Source organism: Sulfuriroseicoccus oceanibius (assembly GCF_010681825.2).
Lineage (GTDB): Bacteria > Verrucomicrobiota > Verrucomicrobiia > Verrucomicrobiales > SLCJ01 > Sulfuriroseicoccus > Sulfuriroseicoccus oceanibius.
This window is the reverse complement of sequence record NZ_CP066776.1, coordinates 2,666,616-2,682,548: the sequence shown is the minus strand read 5'-3', so window position 1 is coordinate 2,682,548 and position 15,933 is coordinate 2,666,616. Positions and strand designations below refer to the sequence as shown.

Genomic DNA, 15,933 nt, shown 5'->3' with positions numbered 1-15,933 from the left:
ACTTTCGGCACTTAACCTTTTGTCGAGTCGATCAGTGCAGCGAACTCATCGAAGAAGTAGCTCGCATCATTTGGACCAGGAGCTGCTTCAGGGTGGTACTGCACGGAGAAGACAGGTTTGTCCTTGAGGCGCAGGCCCTCGACGGTTTCGTCGTTGAGGTTGACGTGGGTCACTTCGACGTTGTCAGGCAGCGAGTCGCCGTCGACAGCGAAGCCGTGGTTCTGTGAGGTGATGGAGATCTTTCCGGTGCGCAGGTCTTTGACCGGCTGGTTGCCGCCGCGGTGACCGAACTTGAGTTTGAAGGTCTTGCCGCCGACTGCGTGGGAAATGATCTGGTGACCGAGGCAGATGGCGAAGATTGGCTTCTCGTCGATGAGCTTGGCCACTTCGGTGTGGACGTAGTCGAGAGCGGCCGGATCGCCAGGGCCGTTGGAAAGGAAGACGCCGTCCGGGTTGAGCGCGAGCACGTCTTCCGCCTTGGTGGTGGCAGGGACGACGGTGACGGCGAAGCCTGCCTGACGGAGGCGGCGCAGGATGTTGCGCTTGATGCCGAAATCGTAAGCGACGATGTGGTGGCGCACAGGAGCGAGCGACTGGAAGACCTGGTTGTCGTCCTCTTCGAGCTTGGCGGCACGTTCGTCGTCGAGCGATGGGTTCGGGATGGTCCATTCGCGGGACTCTTTGTTTTCCGGATCCCACTTGTAGATGTCAGGCGTGGTGACTTCTTTGACGTAGTCCATGCCTTCCATGCCTGGTGAGTTCTTGGCGAGCTCAACGGCTTCCTCGGCGGTCATTGCCTTGGTAGCGATCACGGCGCGCATGGCACCGGCGGTGCGCAGCTTTTTGGTCAGGGCGCGGGTGTCGACTCCCTGGATGCCCGGGATGTCGTGGCGCTTGAGGAATGCGTCGAGCGATTCGACCGAGCGGAAGTTGGATGGCTGCTTGCACAGTTCCTCGATCACGAAGCCGCGAACGTGTGGTTCGTTGCTCTCGAAGTCGGCAGGGTTGCAGCCGTAGTTGCCGATCTGGGTGTACGTCATGCTGACGATCTGCCCGCGGTAACTCGGGTCCGTGAGGACCTCCTGGTAGCCGGTCATCGATGTGTTGAAGCAAATTTCACCGACGTGAACGGTGTCGAGGGCTCCGTAGGCTTCACCTTCAAAGAAGGTGCCGTCTTCTAGTGCGAGAATGGCGGGATGGGACTGTGACATGCTAAGCCAGACGTTATGCGGGATCATCGAAGATGAAAGTGGATTTTTTATTCTTCTCTACGCTGGTGGTTTGAGGGCTGTTGTGGTGCCTTTCTCAGCTGCTGCGGCTGGGCTGTTATGCATGGGCGAATGGGTGATTTTCACTGGTTCTTGGTTCGTGGTTTCGACCGGGTGGAGCACCGCAGGAGGGCTTAAAGAGGTGGTGGTCCGTTTTTCATCGATTTGCCGTGGGCGTGTCGGTGTGCCTCTTCGGTGCTTGATGGCTCTTGATTGCCCGACGGAATTGTGAACGATCGGTGGGCGCACGGTCGCTGTGACGGCGTGCATGACACTATGAAGACCTGGAGTATTTTTTTATTGGGGATGGCAGCCGCGGCTGGCGCGGTGGTTGGCGAGGGCGAGCGTCCGAAAGATCCGTTGTTGGAAGAGGCTCCACCGTTGGTGGTTGCCGGGCTTCCTGAAGCGGCGGAGCAGACGGCCAAGGTGATATCGGTGGAGCGGCCTGCTGATGAGGCGTTCTTCAAAGAGTATTCAAAAGAGCTGCAGACGGCGATGGCAAGGGTGAAGGGCTCGTTGGTGTGCATCCAGGCGGGTGGTGGATCAGGCAGCGGGACGGTTGTTTCAGAGTCCGGCTTGATCCTGACGGCGGCCCACGTGGTGGCGACTCCTGGAACCGCGCTGAAGATCGTCATGCCCGACGGTACGAAGTACGACGGCGAGGCGTTGGGGGTGGATGAACGGACCGACGCGGGGATGGCGCGGATTATCAACCCGGATGGGGTAAAGTTTCAGGCGGCTCCATTGGGTGACTATTCGAAGCTGAAGGTCGGGGATTGGGTGTTTGCCATGGGCCACAGTGGGGGCTGGGATGAGAAGCGTGGTCCGGTGGTGCGGATGGGGCGCGTGGTGATGATGGAGCCGACGACGGTGCAGAGTGATTGCGTGCTGATTGGCGGGGACTCCGGTGGTCCGTTGTTTGATCTGTACGGGCGGTTGATCGGAATCAACAGCCGGGTCGGAATGAACGTGGAGTTCAGTATGCACGTGCCGGTGAGTGTGTTGATCGACAATGACGAGCTGTACCGCAGTGGTGCGGTGATCCGCAGGGAGCTGGGAGGTGGATTGCTTGGGGTGGTGTTGGAGGAAGCTGATGGGCTGCAGGTGCGTGAGGTCGCGGCCGATGCTCCGGCCGCCCATTCCGGCTTGCTGGCGGGCGATGTGATTTTGAGTGTCGATGGCAATGACGTGACGACCGTGGGGGAAGTGCGCGAGGCGTTGGCCGGGCGCTATGTGGGAGAGCGGGTGATGTTGCGTGTGAAGCGTGAGGGTGGCGATGAGGCGGAGGTCTGGGTGCGGTTGATGAGCCGTCCGCAGGAAGCTCCGGCTCCGCCTGCGGGGGCGGATGGTGACAATACGACGGATGAGAAGCCGGATGCGGCGGAGGAAGAGAAGAATGAATCAAAGGAGGGCGAATAATGAGAACATGTAGTCAATGGATGATGGGTGCTGGATTGCTGGCGCTGGCCACGGTGGTGCCGGTTTCGGCGAATGCGTTGTTGGAGGTGGAGGACCGAACCAACGGACGCGAAACCGTGAAGGCCTTTGATACGGCGTCGGAGGTTTCAAAGAAGAGCACGGTGACTTTGCATGTTGAGCGTCGGCCGTTTGCGCTGGCGACGGTGGTCGAGCCGGGATTTGCGGTGACCAAAGCCTCCGAGCTCAAGGGCAAGGATGGGATTTATGCCAGCAATGCGCGGCGGCGGAAGATGGAGGTTGAGGTAGTGGGGATCGATGATGATAACGATCTGGCGTTGCTGAAGCTGACCGGTGAGCATGCGGAGGCATTGGAGCCTGCGACGCCGGTGGAAGGCGAATTGCCAATCGGTACGGTGGTAGTGGGATCCACACCGCGCATCGGCTGGATGCGGGTGGCGTTGGTCTCCGCGAACCCACGGTCGATTGAGACGCGCGGCGGGACACTGGCTTTCCTCGGTGAAGAGGTGAAAGACGGAAAAGAACCGGTGGGCGTGAAGGTGACCGACATGGTGCCCGACGGGCCGATGGTGAAGGCGGGCCTGAAGAAGGATGATGTTTTGGTGATGGTGGGGGATTCGCCGGTAACTACGTTGGAGTCGTTGGGTAAGATCCTGTCGGAGCACGATCCAGGGGACAAAGTGAATGTGACCGTGGAGCGAGGCGACGAGCAACTCGTTGTCGAAGCTGAGCTGGCGTCACCATCCGAGACCTTGGACAAGTTTGACCGCAACCAGCAGATGAGTGGGCGCACCTCGTACCGTAAGTCGGGCTTCTCGCAGGTGATTCAAACCGACTTGCCGCTGCCACCTACGGCGATGGGTGGTGCGGTGCTGACTCTGGATGGAGAGGCCCTTGCCGTGTTGATCGCACGGGCCGACCGGGTAACGACTTATGCGCTTCCAATGGCGACCGTGCGGGCCTCGATTGATCGAATTCGGACTGGCGGCACCAACGATGACGAGGAATAGTGGCGCGGAGAAATTCTAGAAGAAACTCTATCAAATTATGGCATATCGATACACTCCCGCACCATCTTCTCTCTTTACCAAGAACCGCGCCAAGCTGCGCGAAATGCTGCCTGAAAACAGCATTGTCATTGTTCACTCGAACGATGTGATGCCAACCAACGCGGACGGAACCCTGCCATTCAAACAGAATGCGGATTTCTATTATCTGAGTGGGGTCGACCAGGAGGAGAGCGTGCTCATTCTGTGCCCCGATGCGGCGAACGAGGCGGACCGTGAGTGGTTGTTTGTGCGTGAGACCAACGAGCACATCGCGATTTGGGAAGGCGACAAGTTGACCAAAGAGCAAGCGACCTTGGCATCCGGGATTCAGAGTGTGGGTTGGACGTCTGCCTTCGAGGGCAAGCTCAATCAGCTGATGGCCGAAAGCGAGAATGTGTACTTGGTGACCAATGAGCACATCCGCGCCGAAGGTAGCGTGGAAACGCGCAACGATCGCTTCATTGCCCAGTGCCAGAAGAACTTCCCATTGCACCAGTACCGTCGCTTGTCGCCATTGCTGACGCGTCTGCGTATGGTCAAGGAGGGCGAGGAACTGGCAGTGATCAAAGAGGCCTGCGAGATTACCAAGCGCGGATTCGACCGTGTGTTGGCCGCGGTGAAGCCAGGGATTAAGGAAGTCGAAGTCGAAGCGGAGTGGGCGTATGAGTTCGTGCGCTCGGGCGGTTCATTCGCCTATCAGCCGATTGTTGCTACCGGTGCCAATGCTTGTGTGTTGCACTATCTGGAGAGTGCTGCGGTTTGCCGTGAGGGGGATCTTTTGCTGATGGACTGCGGTGCTTCGTTCGGACCGTACACATCTGACAGCACGCGCACCATTCCGGTGAGCGGTAAGTTCACCGAGCGTCAGCGCGCGGTGTACGATGCGGTGCTGCGCGTGCTCGAACGTTGCGTGGAGATCTTGCGTCCGGGGATTTTGCTCAAGGATTATCAAGAGCAGGTGCTGGGCCTGATGGAAAAAGAGCTGATTGGGCTTGGATTGTTCACTCAAGAGGATGTGGACGCTCAGGAGGCGCCGTTTACTCTGGTGCGTAAGTACTTCATGCACGGAACGTCCCATCATCTGGGGCTCGATGTGCACGATGTGAACGTGCCGGGCGTGCCTGTGGAAGTGGGTAATGTGTTCACCATCGAGCCGGGTGTTTATATCCGTGAGGAGAACATCGGCATCCGTCTGGAGAACACGTACTACGTGGGTGCGGACGCGACGGTGAACCTGATGCCTGAGATGCCAATTGCCGCCGATGATATCGAGGCAGCGATGGCGAAGTAAGTTCTACCTAATGAGGGCTCCTGTGCGTGATCTACGTGCGGGAGCCCTTTTTTGTGGGGTGCGCGCTGCGCGCGGATGGAGTGGTGGCCAAGCTGGAGCTTGGCGTTCCAGAGGCGCGGCGCGGAGTTGGTGGTGGGGGAGTGAGCGCGCTGCGCGCGGGTGGTGCGGTTTGCCAAGGCGAGGCTTGGCGTTCCAGTTGGCGGTGGCGTTCCAGTCTGAACGCGGGGTGCGGATCCGGGCTACTGGGGAGAGAGCAGTGACTGGGGGAGGAGGTCGGCGATGGTGGCGGCGTCGATGAGGAAGACGTCGCGGCTGCGGTTGATGCGGCCGTACCAGTATGGTGAATTTTCGCTCATTGGAGCCAGGTCGAGGCTGTACTGCTGGGCAGGGAACTCCGTGCCGTCGACGTCGGTTGGGACGATGCGGGTAGTGACGCTGAGGACCGGGTCGTTGAGCATTTGATAAACCTCTGCGTTAGGTGCAACCGACCAACGCACGGCGCGCATGCGCTCGAGAGTGGTGCCCATTTGGTGGGCGGCGGCCACGTTGATCATGGCGGTTACGTCCTCTTCGCCGAGCAGGCCGTACCATTGGCCGTCCATGAACGCGTAGCGGAGTGCCAGATCGGGCCAGCCTTTTTGGCGGATGTTGACCAAGCGGATGTCGAGCGACGAGAAGTCAAAGAGCGAAAGCGATTGCCAGCTGCCCGGGATGACAGGGATCTGGAAACGGGTGGCATCCGGGACTTCGTAGATGAATGGCTTGCCGTCGATCTTGGCGAAGGTCTTTCCGTTCTTGGTGCCGAGGTTGATGCGCAGTGGGTTTTGGTCGTCGAGAGGGAAGAACGCGGCTTGGAGAACCGGGGCGTCCAGTCCGTAGGCTTCCAGGTCGGTGCCTGCGTCGTCGGAGAAATGAGTGATCTGCGTTTCGTTGAGCGCGGTGATGGTGTCGAAGACGAGCTTGTCGTTGGCTCGGGTCCATTCGTTGCGCAGCATCACTTCCCATTCGCGTCCGCGGCGGCGCAGGACAGAGGTGTGGGCAGGTGAGGCTGGGTCACGCGCGATGACCTTATAAACTTCAGTTGGGTCCAAGTCGACGAGTTGGCGCGAGCGATAGCGGGTGGCGTCGAGTTTGAACGCAGTGGCGGTAGGGGATGGCACGACGAGCGAGACGTCGCGGTCATTTGAGCGCAACAACCGCGAGTCGCTGTCGCCGGTTGGGTGTGGGCTGAGGGTGAGTGTGATTGGCTCCGGTTTCGGGGCGTTGGCTTCGGATTGCGCGAGCTCGATGGTGATGGAGGGAGGAGATGTGTTGTTACCGCTTGGGGGAGCCGGTGCTTCGCGAAGGATCTCCGTGGCGATCGGTTCCGACAGCGAGGCCAGTAGGGTGGCGATGGCTTCTTGATCGGCTCGTGTGTTGAGCGGGCTGTCCATGTGCCACTCGTCCTGTGGGGATTCGCGAGTGAGTTCGATGCGGCGCTGGCCCTCCGAAATGGTGATGCTGACAGGTGGGTGGGCGAGGAAGAGCGGACGGTGGTCGCGCCAGGCGTCGAATGGGCGGTCGACGATGATGCGCACGTTGCCGCCGACGACGAAGATGGTGTCGTCGTAGTCGGAGTCCAGACGTTGGACGTAGGTGGTTGGGATCTGATCGACGGACAGCGGCGTGATTCCTCCGATACGGAGTTGGGCGATCTCTTTGCCGTCGCGGCCACTGAGGGTGAGATCGACGGCAGAGTCCGCGAGGCGGAATTCTTCGGCGTTTGCAGGCTCCTGATCGGGAGTGGCCGGTGTTTGGTCGAGTGTGAACTGATCCTCAATCACCATGCCGTTGAGCGATACGAGCAGGGCGAGGATGTGTTGGAAGTCGACACGGTCATTGACCGGGGCGTCCATGCGCCAGCGTCCTTGCGGATCGCGCGAGATGGTGGCGGTTTCGTTTTGGCGGGTGATGGTGATTTGCCCGACCTCGGATGGTGAAAAGCTCACCAAGGGTTCGCTCGTTGCCGGTGGGGTGGCTTGTGGGTCCGGTGGGGTGAACGCATCCCGGGCAAACCACAGTGATGTGGCGGCAATGATGATGAGCAAGAGGCTGGAGCCGAGTCGCATGACGATGACAGATGGGCTTTGAGAAGTCCGGGGCTGGGGTTAGGCGCGGCGGCGCTGCCAGACGAGGTAGGCGATGATCAATGTGATCGCAGGCATCAGGGCGCAGATGACCCAGGTCAGTGTGCCTTGGCTGCCTTCCTTGAGAGTCAGTTTGAAGATGCTTGGCTGGGCCGGGGTGATGCCGATCATGGACGACTGCCCCATGGACCAACTGATGGCGGAGAAAAGGAAATCGACATTTTCCTGGGTGAGGGTGGTTGGGTCGAGCAGGTGTGGGTTGGCGATCACGGCCATGCGGGCTGAACGGACGCCGAGCTTTTTGTCCTCCACGCTGCGCTTTTCTACGATCGCTGCCAGCGTGAGTGGTCCGTCAGTGTCGGTTGCGGCGTCGAACGTGGCTGGAGTTGCGGCGGGGGTGCTTTCACCCCAGAACTCCGGCTTGCTGATGGCGACCTTGGCGACCGAGATCTTGCGGCGGAAGAGCTCGTCATTGGCTTCGTCGACGATGAGGTGCGACGAACGGCCGGGGAAGGTGGCGTCGATGTTGAGGAATGGGTCGGTCAGTTCCGGTCCGGCGACGAAATCGACAGGTACTTCAAAGATGGTGGCGTCGTTGCCGCCGAGTTGGCTGGCGCGGGTGACGGCGACCTGTGGCACTGGATCGATCCCGTAGAGGCGCAGGAAGGCGTAGTAGTTTGGCAGCGATGCTTCCGGGTTGAGCAGTGTGATGATGCCGCCTTTGCGCTCTTCGAAGAAGCGGTGGAGCATGCGGATCTCGGCGCCATTGAAGTCGTACTTCGCGTTGGCGACGACGACGGCACTGGCATCGGCTGGGATTTCTGTGATGTCCGTCAGGCTGAGTTCGCGAACCTCGACACCCTGGCGTTTGGCGATGAGAGTGGCGAGCGTGTCGGCACCAGAGCCCTTCGGGGTGCGTGGCCATGGGCCCTTGCCAGTGATGATGTAGAGCACACGGCGCTGTTCGCTTTCGAGCTCGAGTAGTGTTGAGGTGATGGCGTCCTCGCCTCCGAAGGCACCGCGAACCCATTCGCCCTGACGGTTGCGCTCAAGGTGGAAGAGCTCGTCCTCCGGGATTTCGCGCATGGTGTCGCCTTGGATGATGAGAACCGCGTTACCGGTGAACTCGTGGTTGAACTTGGCGCTGATTTCACGTGAGCGGGTTGGGTTGCGCACCGGGTCGAGCACCTCCGAGCTCACGCGGGTGCCGGCTTCGTCGTCGTAGAGTTCGGTCAGCTCGACGACGCGTTGGAAGTCCGGGCTGTTTTGGGAGAACGCGGTGATGATGCGGGTATCGGCATCGATCTGGTCGATCACGTTGCGTGTGGTCTCCGAGAGGGTGTTCTGCTCGTTCGGGGAGAGGTCCTTTTTGATGAACCACTTGGCGGCGCCGAAGTTGGCAACGAGGAAGATGACGACGAGTAGTCCGATCTGTACCGATGTGTTGGCTGCGTGGGCGGCCGAGCGCATGCGGGTGGCCTTGGCGCCTTGCTTGGGCTCCTTGGCTTTGGCATCGGCTGGTGCTTGGTCGTTCTTAGGGTCGGTTGACGACATAAGATGGAAAGTGGGTGGAGGGAAAATGGGGTGGGGCTGCGTGGTGCGGAGCTTAGCTCTTCCAGCGGCGGGCGTTGAGTGTGACGGTGGTGGTCACGAGCAGAACCACGGTTGCCGAGAGGTAGAAGAAGATCGGGCGGCTATCGAAATTGCCCGAGGTGAAGCGGCGCATGTGGAGGTCCGAATTGATGTACTCGAAGAACTCCTGCACCGGCTGGGTCAGGCCGCCGAGGCTTCCGCTCGGCAGGTGGCCGAGAAGGAAGAGCATCACGATCAAGGCGAAGGTGAGAATGCCGGCGACGATCTGGTTGGTGGTCAGTGAAGATGCCAGGCAGCCGATGCTGATGTTCATGGCGCCGAGTAGCACGAGCATGGTGAACGCGCCACCGAGGCTGAACTTCGGATAGGCGTTGGAGACACCGCCGATCCATTCGAGTAGCACGTAGTGGCTGAGCGATGGAGCCCACAGCACGAGGTAGAAGATCAAGCAGGCGAAGAACTTGGCGAGCACGACTTCACCCAGACGAACGGGGGCGGTCAGCAGCATCTCGAGCGTGCCCATTTTCTGCTCCTCGGAGAAGAGGCGCATTGTGATCAGCGGGAAGAGCACAAAGAGCGGGATCCAGAACAGCGCGCTGGTGAACTGGGTGGCGACCAGACTCTGGCTTTGTGGGGCGGTGAGCAGTGGTTTGAGCGCGAAGATGAACGAAACGCCCTGAACCAGCATCATCATGGCGAGCACGATGAATGCGACGGGCGAGAGGAAGAATCCGCGCAGTTCTTTGCGGAGGAGAGTGGGGAATGTCATAACGAGACAGTCGTGGGGTGATAAATCGGAGTCTTGGGGATGCGCCGGAATTAGAACTGACGCTGGGTCAGTTCGACGAAGACGTCTTCCAGGTTGGCTGATTTGCGGCCGAGTTCGCGCAGGTCCCATCCTTGAGCGGAGCAAAGGCGGGCGATGTTTTGGCGGGTGTCGGTGCCGGATTCCGCGCGGATCACGAACCAGTGCCAGCCATCGGCTGAGTTTTGGAGCGTGACTTGCTTCACCGCTGGGACCTGGCGCAGCAGTTCTTCTGCTTTTGCGGGGTCTGCTTTGATCTCGAGGAAAACGGTGCCGGCGCGGCGCAGATTGGAAACGAGGTTGTCCGGGGTGTCGTCAGCTTTGATTTTCCCTTCATTGATAATGACGACGCGGTCACAGACGGCTTCGACTTCTGAAAGGATGTGAGTAGAGAGCAGGACGGTGTGGCGTTCGCTCAGCGACTTGATGAGATCGCGGACCTGGCGGATTTGGTTTGGGTCGAGGCCGTTGGTCGGTTCGTCGAGGATGAGGAGTTTGGGCTGGTGGATGAGGGAGTCGGCGAGGCCCACGCGCTGGCGGTAGCCGCGGGAGAGGGTGCCGATCATCTTGCGCCGAACGTGAGTGAGCCCGCATTGTTCCATCACGTCGCCGACACGGACGCGCAGGTCTTTTCCGGAGAGGCCCTTGAGCCGGCCTCGGAAGCGCAGGTATTCCTTGATGCGCATGTCGGTGTAGAGCGGAACGTTTTCCGGCATGTATCCGATTTCGCGGCGGGCGGCGATGGAGTCGGTGAGAACGTCGTGACCGGCGACCTGGATGCTGCCCCGGGTGGGCGGCAGGTAGCCGGTGAGCATGCGCATGGTGGTGGACTTGCCGGCGCCATTCGGGCCGAGGAAGCCGACGACCTCGCCGGGTTTCACAGAGAACGAAATGTTGTCGACCGCAGTGCGGGAGTAGTACTGGCGGGAAACATTGCGTACATCAATGATCATAGGGCGGAAAGTAGGTGTGTAAGTTAGCGAGGTGCGACCTTAGCGCATCTTCTGGCGATGGCATGCCAAAAGTGGAGACGTCCACAGTCAATGACAAGAACCGATTCGCCTCTGTAGCGACTCTTTTGTGAGCGCTGTGCCACGCTGTGGGGTTCGGCTGGAAGGATGGCCATCCAAGCCGGAGCGTTTGGCTTAATTTCCAGTTGAAATCGTCCGGTGCGGGGCGGGGAGCGTGAGCTGGGGAAGCGCCGAATCAATGGGGAATTTGGGGCGCCTGTCGGATTGGTTTGGATTGCTGAAAAAATTGTCGAAAAATGGACAATGTTTTCTTTTCATAGAGATCTGAACGTGCATCGTAGTCGCCATTTCATTTTCGACCAATCTCTCTCTATCCAGGTAATTACCCCATGAAGTCAAATGTGTCGCCGCGGCTCAATGCCGACTTGCTAGAACAGCAATACGATGCGTGGAAAAACGATCCACGCTCAGTTGACCCGTCTTGGTCAGCGTTTTTTGAAGGATTCGAGCTGGGTACTGCCCAGACGAAACAGGAACGCGCGGCGGCTGCGGTGGCGCTGAGCGACGAGGGGGCGGTAGATGCCGAGGTTCGCTTGCGGACCAAGCTCTTTGCGATGGTGTATGGATACCGCGCAATTGGCCACATGCAGGCTTGGTTGAATCCACTCGACGATGAGGCTCCGAACGCGATCCGTGCATTGAGCTTGGAAGAGTTCGACTTGTCCGAGAGCGACTTGGACCGCGAAGTGGCGACTCAGTACTTCCGTGATGGCGAGCGCATGACGCTGCGCGAACTGCGCCGCAACCTTGAAGAGATCTACTGTCAGGGGATCGGATTTGAGTTCATGCACATCCAGGACCGTGAGAAGCGTCACTGGTTGCGCGAGCAGATCGAGAACCGCTTCGAGTTCAAACCAAGCGACGACCAGATCCGCAATGTGCTGCGCTGGTTGGTGGAATCCGAGAGCGTGGAAACATTCCTCGGGCGCAAGTTCCTCGGGGAAAAGCGATTCTCGCTTGAGGGTGGCGAATCGGCGATGGTCGTACTCAACTCGCTGCACGATGCGGCCGGTGAGTTCGGAGTGGATGAGATCGAGATGGGGATGGCTCACCGTGGACGATTGAACGTCCTGGCCAACTTCCTGCAGAAGCCACTCAAGACCATCCTTTATGAGTTCACGCCGGAATACATGCCGAGCGTGGTGGCGGGTGACGGCGACGTGAAATACCACCTCGGCTTCGAGGGTGTGCGTCCGAACTCGAAAGGGCACGACGTTCGTTTGTCTCTCGCAGCCAACCCGAGTCACCTCGAAGCGGTCAATGCCGTGGTCGAGGGCAAGGCGCGTGCGCGTCAGCGCTTGATCGGCGACGCCAAGACCCGCTCGCGTGTGTTGCCTGTGTTGATTCACGGTGATGCGGCATTTGCTGGTCAGGGGACGGTGGCCGAGGTGCTGAACTTCTCGCAGCTGCCTGGTTACCGCACCGGGGGCAGCTTGCACTTGGTGATCAACAACCAGATCGGATTCACCACATCGCCGGAAGATGCGCGCTCGTCGCAGTACTGCACCGACGTGGCGAAGATGATTGAGGCACCGGTTTTCCACGTCAATGGCGACAAGCCGCTGGACGTGATGTTTGTGACCTTGCTTGCGCTTGAGTTCCGCCAGAAGTTTGGTTGTGACGTGGTGATCGACATGGTGTGTTACCGCCGTCAGGGTCACAACGAAGCGGACCAGGCGGCGATCACGCAGCCGAAGTTTGTGGCGAAGATTCAGAAGCACGCGACGGTTGCCAATTTGTTCCGCAAGGAGATGCTTGAAGCCGGGCGTCTTACGCAGGCGGAAGCGGATGCAATCCAGAATGATTTCCTGCAGCGTCTGGAAGATGAGTTCGACCAGATGAAGAAGCTTTCCGAGCAAGGGAAGATCAACGCATTCTCGGGCTCGACCACGGCATCTCCGCCGCCGCCGTTCAACTTCGATGCAGTGGATACCGGGGTGGAAATCGAGAAGCTCAAGGAGCTCGGTGCCAAGCTGACGACGGTGCCTGAAGGCTTCAAGCTGAACAAGACGCTTGAGAAGCGCTTCATTCCGGCGCGCCGCGCGGCACTTGAGTCCGGGGAAAATATCGACTGGGCGTTTGCCGAGTCTTTGGCGTGGGCCGGATTGCTCGTTGAGGGCAATGGCGTGCGGATCTCGGGTCAGGACTGCCGACGTGGTACCTTCAGCCAGCGCCATGCGGTGCTTTACGATGCGAACACACGTGAGCGTTATACGCCGCTCTCCAACCTCGAGGAAGGACAGGAGTTGTTCTGCGTCTATAACTCGTTGTTGTCCGAAGCCGCGGTGCTTGGATTTGACTACGGATACTCGTTGGGAGCGCCGCAGTTGTTGATCATGTGGGAAGCTCAGTTTGGTGATTTCTCCAACGGTGCCCAGGTGATGATCGACCAGTTCATCTCCAGTGCGGAGAGCAAGTGGCAGCAGCAGTCTAGCATTGTGATGCTTTTGCCTCACGGCTATGAGGGCATGGGGCCGGAGCACTCGAGCGCGCGTCTCGAGCGATTCCTCCAGCTTTGTGCTGAGAACAACATGCAGGTGTGCAATGTGACTACCCCTGCACAGTACTTCCATTTATTGCGTCGCCAGGTGCGCCGCGAGTTCCGCAAGCCGTTGGTGTTGATGACGCCTAAGAGCTTGCTGCGCCATCCGAAGTGCGTGTCCACATTGGAGGAGATGGCCGCTGGTACCTCGTTCCGCGAGGTGCTTGGTGACACCACGGTGAAGCCGTCGGCCGTGGAGCGTGTCGTTTTCTGCACCGGCAAGGTGTACTACGAGCTTGAGGCTTACCGAGAAGAGCAAGGGATCACCAATACGGCGATCGTACGCTTGGAGCAGATCAGTCCGTTCCATCACGAGTTGATGGCGGAAGAGCTCAAGGCATTTACCAAAGCGAAGCGCTTTGTTTGGTGCCAGGAAGAGCCGAAGAACATGGGAGCCTGGATGTTTGTTCGCGATGATTTGGAAGAGGTCTGCGGCGAGCGCATCGGTTACAGCGGTCGTGAGGCCAGTGCGAGCCCTGCAGAGGGTGCCAAGGTCGCGCATAAGCGCGCTCAGGCGAAGCTCATCGAGGAAGCGTTTACTGTCTGATGAGTACGAAGTCCGGGTGAGCGCCCGGGCTGACATTCCAAATTTATCCAATCAACTATTTAGATATCATGAGTTTTGAAGTGAAAATCCCTGCCGCCGGTGAATCGGTGACCAGCGCGACTGTTGGTGAATGGCACAAGGAATCGGGTGACGCGGTGTCGCCGGGTGATGTGTTGGTTACACTTGAGACCGACAAGGTTTCACAGGAGCTGGAAGCTGAGGTCAGCGGTGTGTTGACCATCGTGGTCGAAGAAGGTGAAGACTGTGAGATCGGCACCGTGATCGCGACGATCGAAGAGGGCGAGGGCGCTGAGAGTGCCCCTGCGGCCGAGGAACCTAAGGACAGCGAGCCTGAGTCTGAGGAGAAGTCCGAGGAGAAGTCCGAGGCAGCTGCTGGTGAGGAAAAGAAGCCGGAGCCAAAAGCGGAGAGCAAGCCTGAGCCAAAGGCAGCACCAGCCGCGGACAAGCGCCCTAACTTTGCCGCGCTCGCCAACGCCACTCCATCAAGCGAGAAGCCGTCGGCTCCTGTCGTCGACGCCGAAGGGCGCGTGACCCGCAAGAAGATGAGCCCGCTGCGCCGCAAGATCGCGTCGCATTTGGTGAACGCCCAGCAGACCGCTGCAATCCTTACCACATTCAACGAAGTCGATATGAGCGCAGTGATGAACCTGCGCAAGTCGCTGCAGCCGGACTTCGTCGAGAAGCACGGTGTGAAGCTCGGCTTCATGTCGTTCTTCGTGAAGGCAGTGGTCGAGGCTTTGAAGTCGGTGCCTGCGGTCAATGGCTCGATCGAAGGGAACGAGATCGTCCAGAACCACTTCTACGATATCGGAGTGGCCATCGGAACCGAGAAGGGCTTGGTCGTTCCTGTGTTGCGCGATTGTGATAAGAAGAGCTTCGCAGAGATCGAGCGCGATATTATCGACTACGCACAGAAAGCACAAAGTGGTGCTTTGCAGATGTCGGATCTTCAGGGCGGTGTGTTTACCGTTTCGAATGGCGGAACCTATGGATCGTTGCTTTCGACTCCGATCTTGAACCCACCACAGAGCGGAATTCTCGGGATGCACACCATCCAGCAGCGCCCGGTTGCTGTGGATGGAAAAGTAGAGATCCGTCCAATGATGTACCTCGCAATGAGCTACGATCACCGTCTGATCGACGGCAAGGAAGCTGTGACATTCTTGATCCGAATCAAAGAATGTATCGAGCAGCCGACCCGTTTGTTGGTGGGTGTTTAATAGTCGATTGAGTTTAATCTAAAACAAAAGCCGTGTGACAGATATTGTTACACGGCTTTTTTGTAGTCTTGGGTTGGTGTTTTTATACGTTGATATGGTTTGTTTTGCTTGACTCTAAACGTGCTATGGCTATTCGTGCGGCATGGCTAGACTTACTCCAGAACAAAAAGAAGCATTGGTTGCTGACTTGAAAGCAGGCAATGGAACCGGTGCTGAAATTGCTGAACGTCACGGTGTTTCGATTGCTACCGTAGCAACCACCAAGCGCAAGTTGGGTTTGACCCGTAACAGTGCAGGCGGCGGTGCTGCTTCCAGCACTGGTGGTCCACTGACCGTCGACGAGCAGATTGCTGCAGGTCGTAAGTTGCAGAATATTCTCAATGCGAATGGATTGAATGTGCAGTTTAAGCCTTCGTTCGATGACAACTTCAAAGTGCGCTTTGAGTGGATCGGTCTCGAAGGATTTGAGATCAATGAGGGCGCTGCTCCTGCTAAGATTGTGAAGGAAGGTACCGAAGTGCCAATCTACATCGAGCGTGGTCAAGAAGCCCAGGTGACCCTCAAGCTTTCCGATTTCGCCAAGCTTCTTAAGTAAGCATTAGTTGGAATACATTTTTGAGCCGGTTGTTGTGCGAGATCACGGCAGCCGGCTTTTTTGTGCAGTGGTTGTGATGGTTCCTGCGGTTGAAACCGCAGGTTAACCGGTAAGTCATCGCTCTGCGATGGGGGGGGCGGGGTGGTAGGTACATCGGTTCGTTGATGGTGTGCGGGTGCTGCACGGTCAACCTCAAGAGTGAGGTTGGTCCATCGCCGTTCGTGGGAAGGGGATGCCGTGGTGTGTGGGCAGAATTCCTTATCTTTATCTAGGGGGGGGGACACCGCACGGTCAACCTCAAGAGTGAGGTTGCTCCATCGCCGTTGGTTTTCGTGGCTTTTTGTGGTCTTGTTTGCCATTACTCCCGACTGCGTCTGTAATCGAAAGCAGTGATGCTCACTGCGCTCC

Annotated in this window: 11 protein-coding genes; 6 read left to right on the top strand and 5 right to left on the bottom strand. The window is 58.6% G+C overall.

The window, feature by feature from the left end:
• Positions 1-11 precede the first annotated feature (11 nt).
• Complete coding sequence (gene carA, locus G3M56_RS10815; protein ID WP_164362060.1) at positions 12-1,211, bottom strand: glutamine-hydrolyzing carbamoyl-phosphate synthase small subunit; 1,200 nt, start codon at positions 1,209-1,211, stop codon at positions 12-14.
• Positions 1,212-1,544: 333 nt separating this feature from the next.
• Between carA and G3M56_RS10810 the strand changes: the two genes are divergently transcribed.
• Genes G3M56_RS10810 through G3M56_RS10800 form a run of 3 tightly spaced genes read left to right on the top strand, consistent with a single transcriptional unit; the run spans position 1,545 to position 5,045 of the window.
• A complete protein-coding gene (locus tag G3M56_RS10810) occupies positions 1,545-2,687 on the top strand; it encodes a S1C family serine protease (protein WP_164362062.1) in 1,143 nt (380 codons plus the stop codon).
• 20 nt (positions 2,688-2,707) lie between these two features.
• Positions 2,708-3,715: a PDZ domain-containing protein gene (locus tag G3M56_RS10805; protein WP_164362065.1), complete on the top strand. Its 1,008-nt coding sequence runs from the start codon at positions 2,708-2,710 to the stop codon at positions 3,713-3,715.
• A gap of 37 nt (positions 3,716-3,752) precedes the next feature.
• Positions 3,753-5,045, top strand: a complete 1,293-nt coding sequence (locus tag G3M56_RS10800; RefSeq protein WP_164362067.1) for an aminopeptidase P family protein — start codon at positions 3,753-3,755, stop codon at positions 5,043-5,045.
• Positions 5,046-5,284: 239 nt separating this feature from the next.
• On the opposite strand, the gene G3M56_RS10795 is transcribed toward G3M56_RS10800, so the two are convergent.
• From G3M56_RS10795 to G3M56_RS10780, 4 genes are read right to left on the bottom strand one after another with little or no spacing between them, the layout of a single operon-like run.
• Entirely contained in the window at positions 5,285-7,153 is a 1,869-nt protein-coding gene (locus G3M56_RS10795) for a DUF4340 domain-containing protein (protein ID WP_164362069.1), read from the bottom strand.
• Positions 7,154-7,192: 39 nt separating this feature from the next.
• Positions 7,193-8,725: a motility-associated ABC transporter substrate-binding family protein gene (locus tag G3M56_RS10790; RefSeq protein ID WP_164362071.1), complete on the bottom strand. Its 1,533-nt coding sequence runs from the start codon at positions 8,723-8,725 to the stop codon at positions 7,193-7,195.
• Positions 8,726-8,777: 52 nt separating this feature from the next.
• Entirely contained in the window at positions 8,778-9,533 is a 756-nt protein-coding gene (locus tag G3M56_RS10785) for an ABC transporter permease (protein WP_164362073.1), read from the bottom strand.
• Positions 9,534-9,583: 50 nt separating this feature from the next.
• Complete coding sequence (locus G3M56_RS10780) at positions 9,584-10,522, bottom strand: ABC transporter ATP-binding protein (RefSeq protein WP_235203396.1); 939 nt, start codon at positions 10,520-10,522, stop codon at positions 9,584-9,586.
• A gap of 407 nt (positions 10,523-10,929) precedes the next feature.
• On the opposite strand from G3M56_RS10780, the gene G3M56_RS10775 reads away from it, so the two are divergent.
• From G3M56_RS10775 to G3M56_RS10765, 3 genes are all read left to right on the top strand, one after another.
• Positions 10,930-13,689, top strand: coding sequence for a 2-oxoglutarate dehydrogenase E1 component (locus G3M56_RS10775; RefSeq protein ID WP_164362075.1), 2,760 nt, complete (start codon positions 10,930-10,932; stop codon positions 13,687-13,689).
• A gap of 68 nt (positions 13,690-13,757) precedes the next feature.
• Positions 13,758-14,930 (top strand): 2-oxoglutarate dehydrogenase complex dihydrolipoyllysine-residue succinyltransferase, encoded by a 1,173-nt coding sequence (gene odhB / locus G3M56_RS10770; RefSeq protein ID WP_164362077.1) that lies wholly within the window; start codon positions 13,758-13,760, stop codon positions 14,928-14,930.
• Between the two features lie 142 nt (positions 14,931-15,072).
• Complete coding sequence (locus G3M56_RS10765; RefSeq protein WP_164362079.1) at positions 15,073-15,525, top strand: helix-turn-helix domain-containing protein; 453 nt, start codon at positions 15,073-15,075, stop codon at positions 15,523-15,525.
• Positions 15,526-15,933 lie beyond the last annotated feature (408 nt).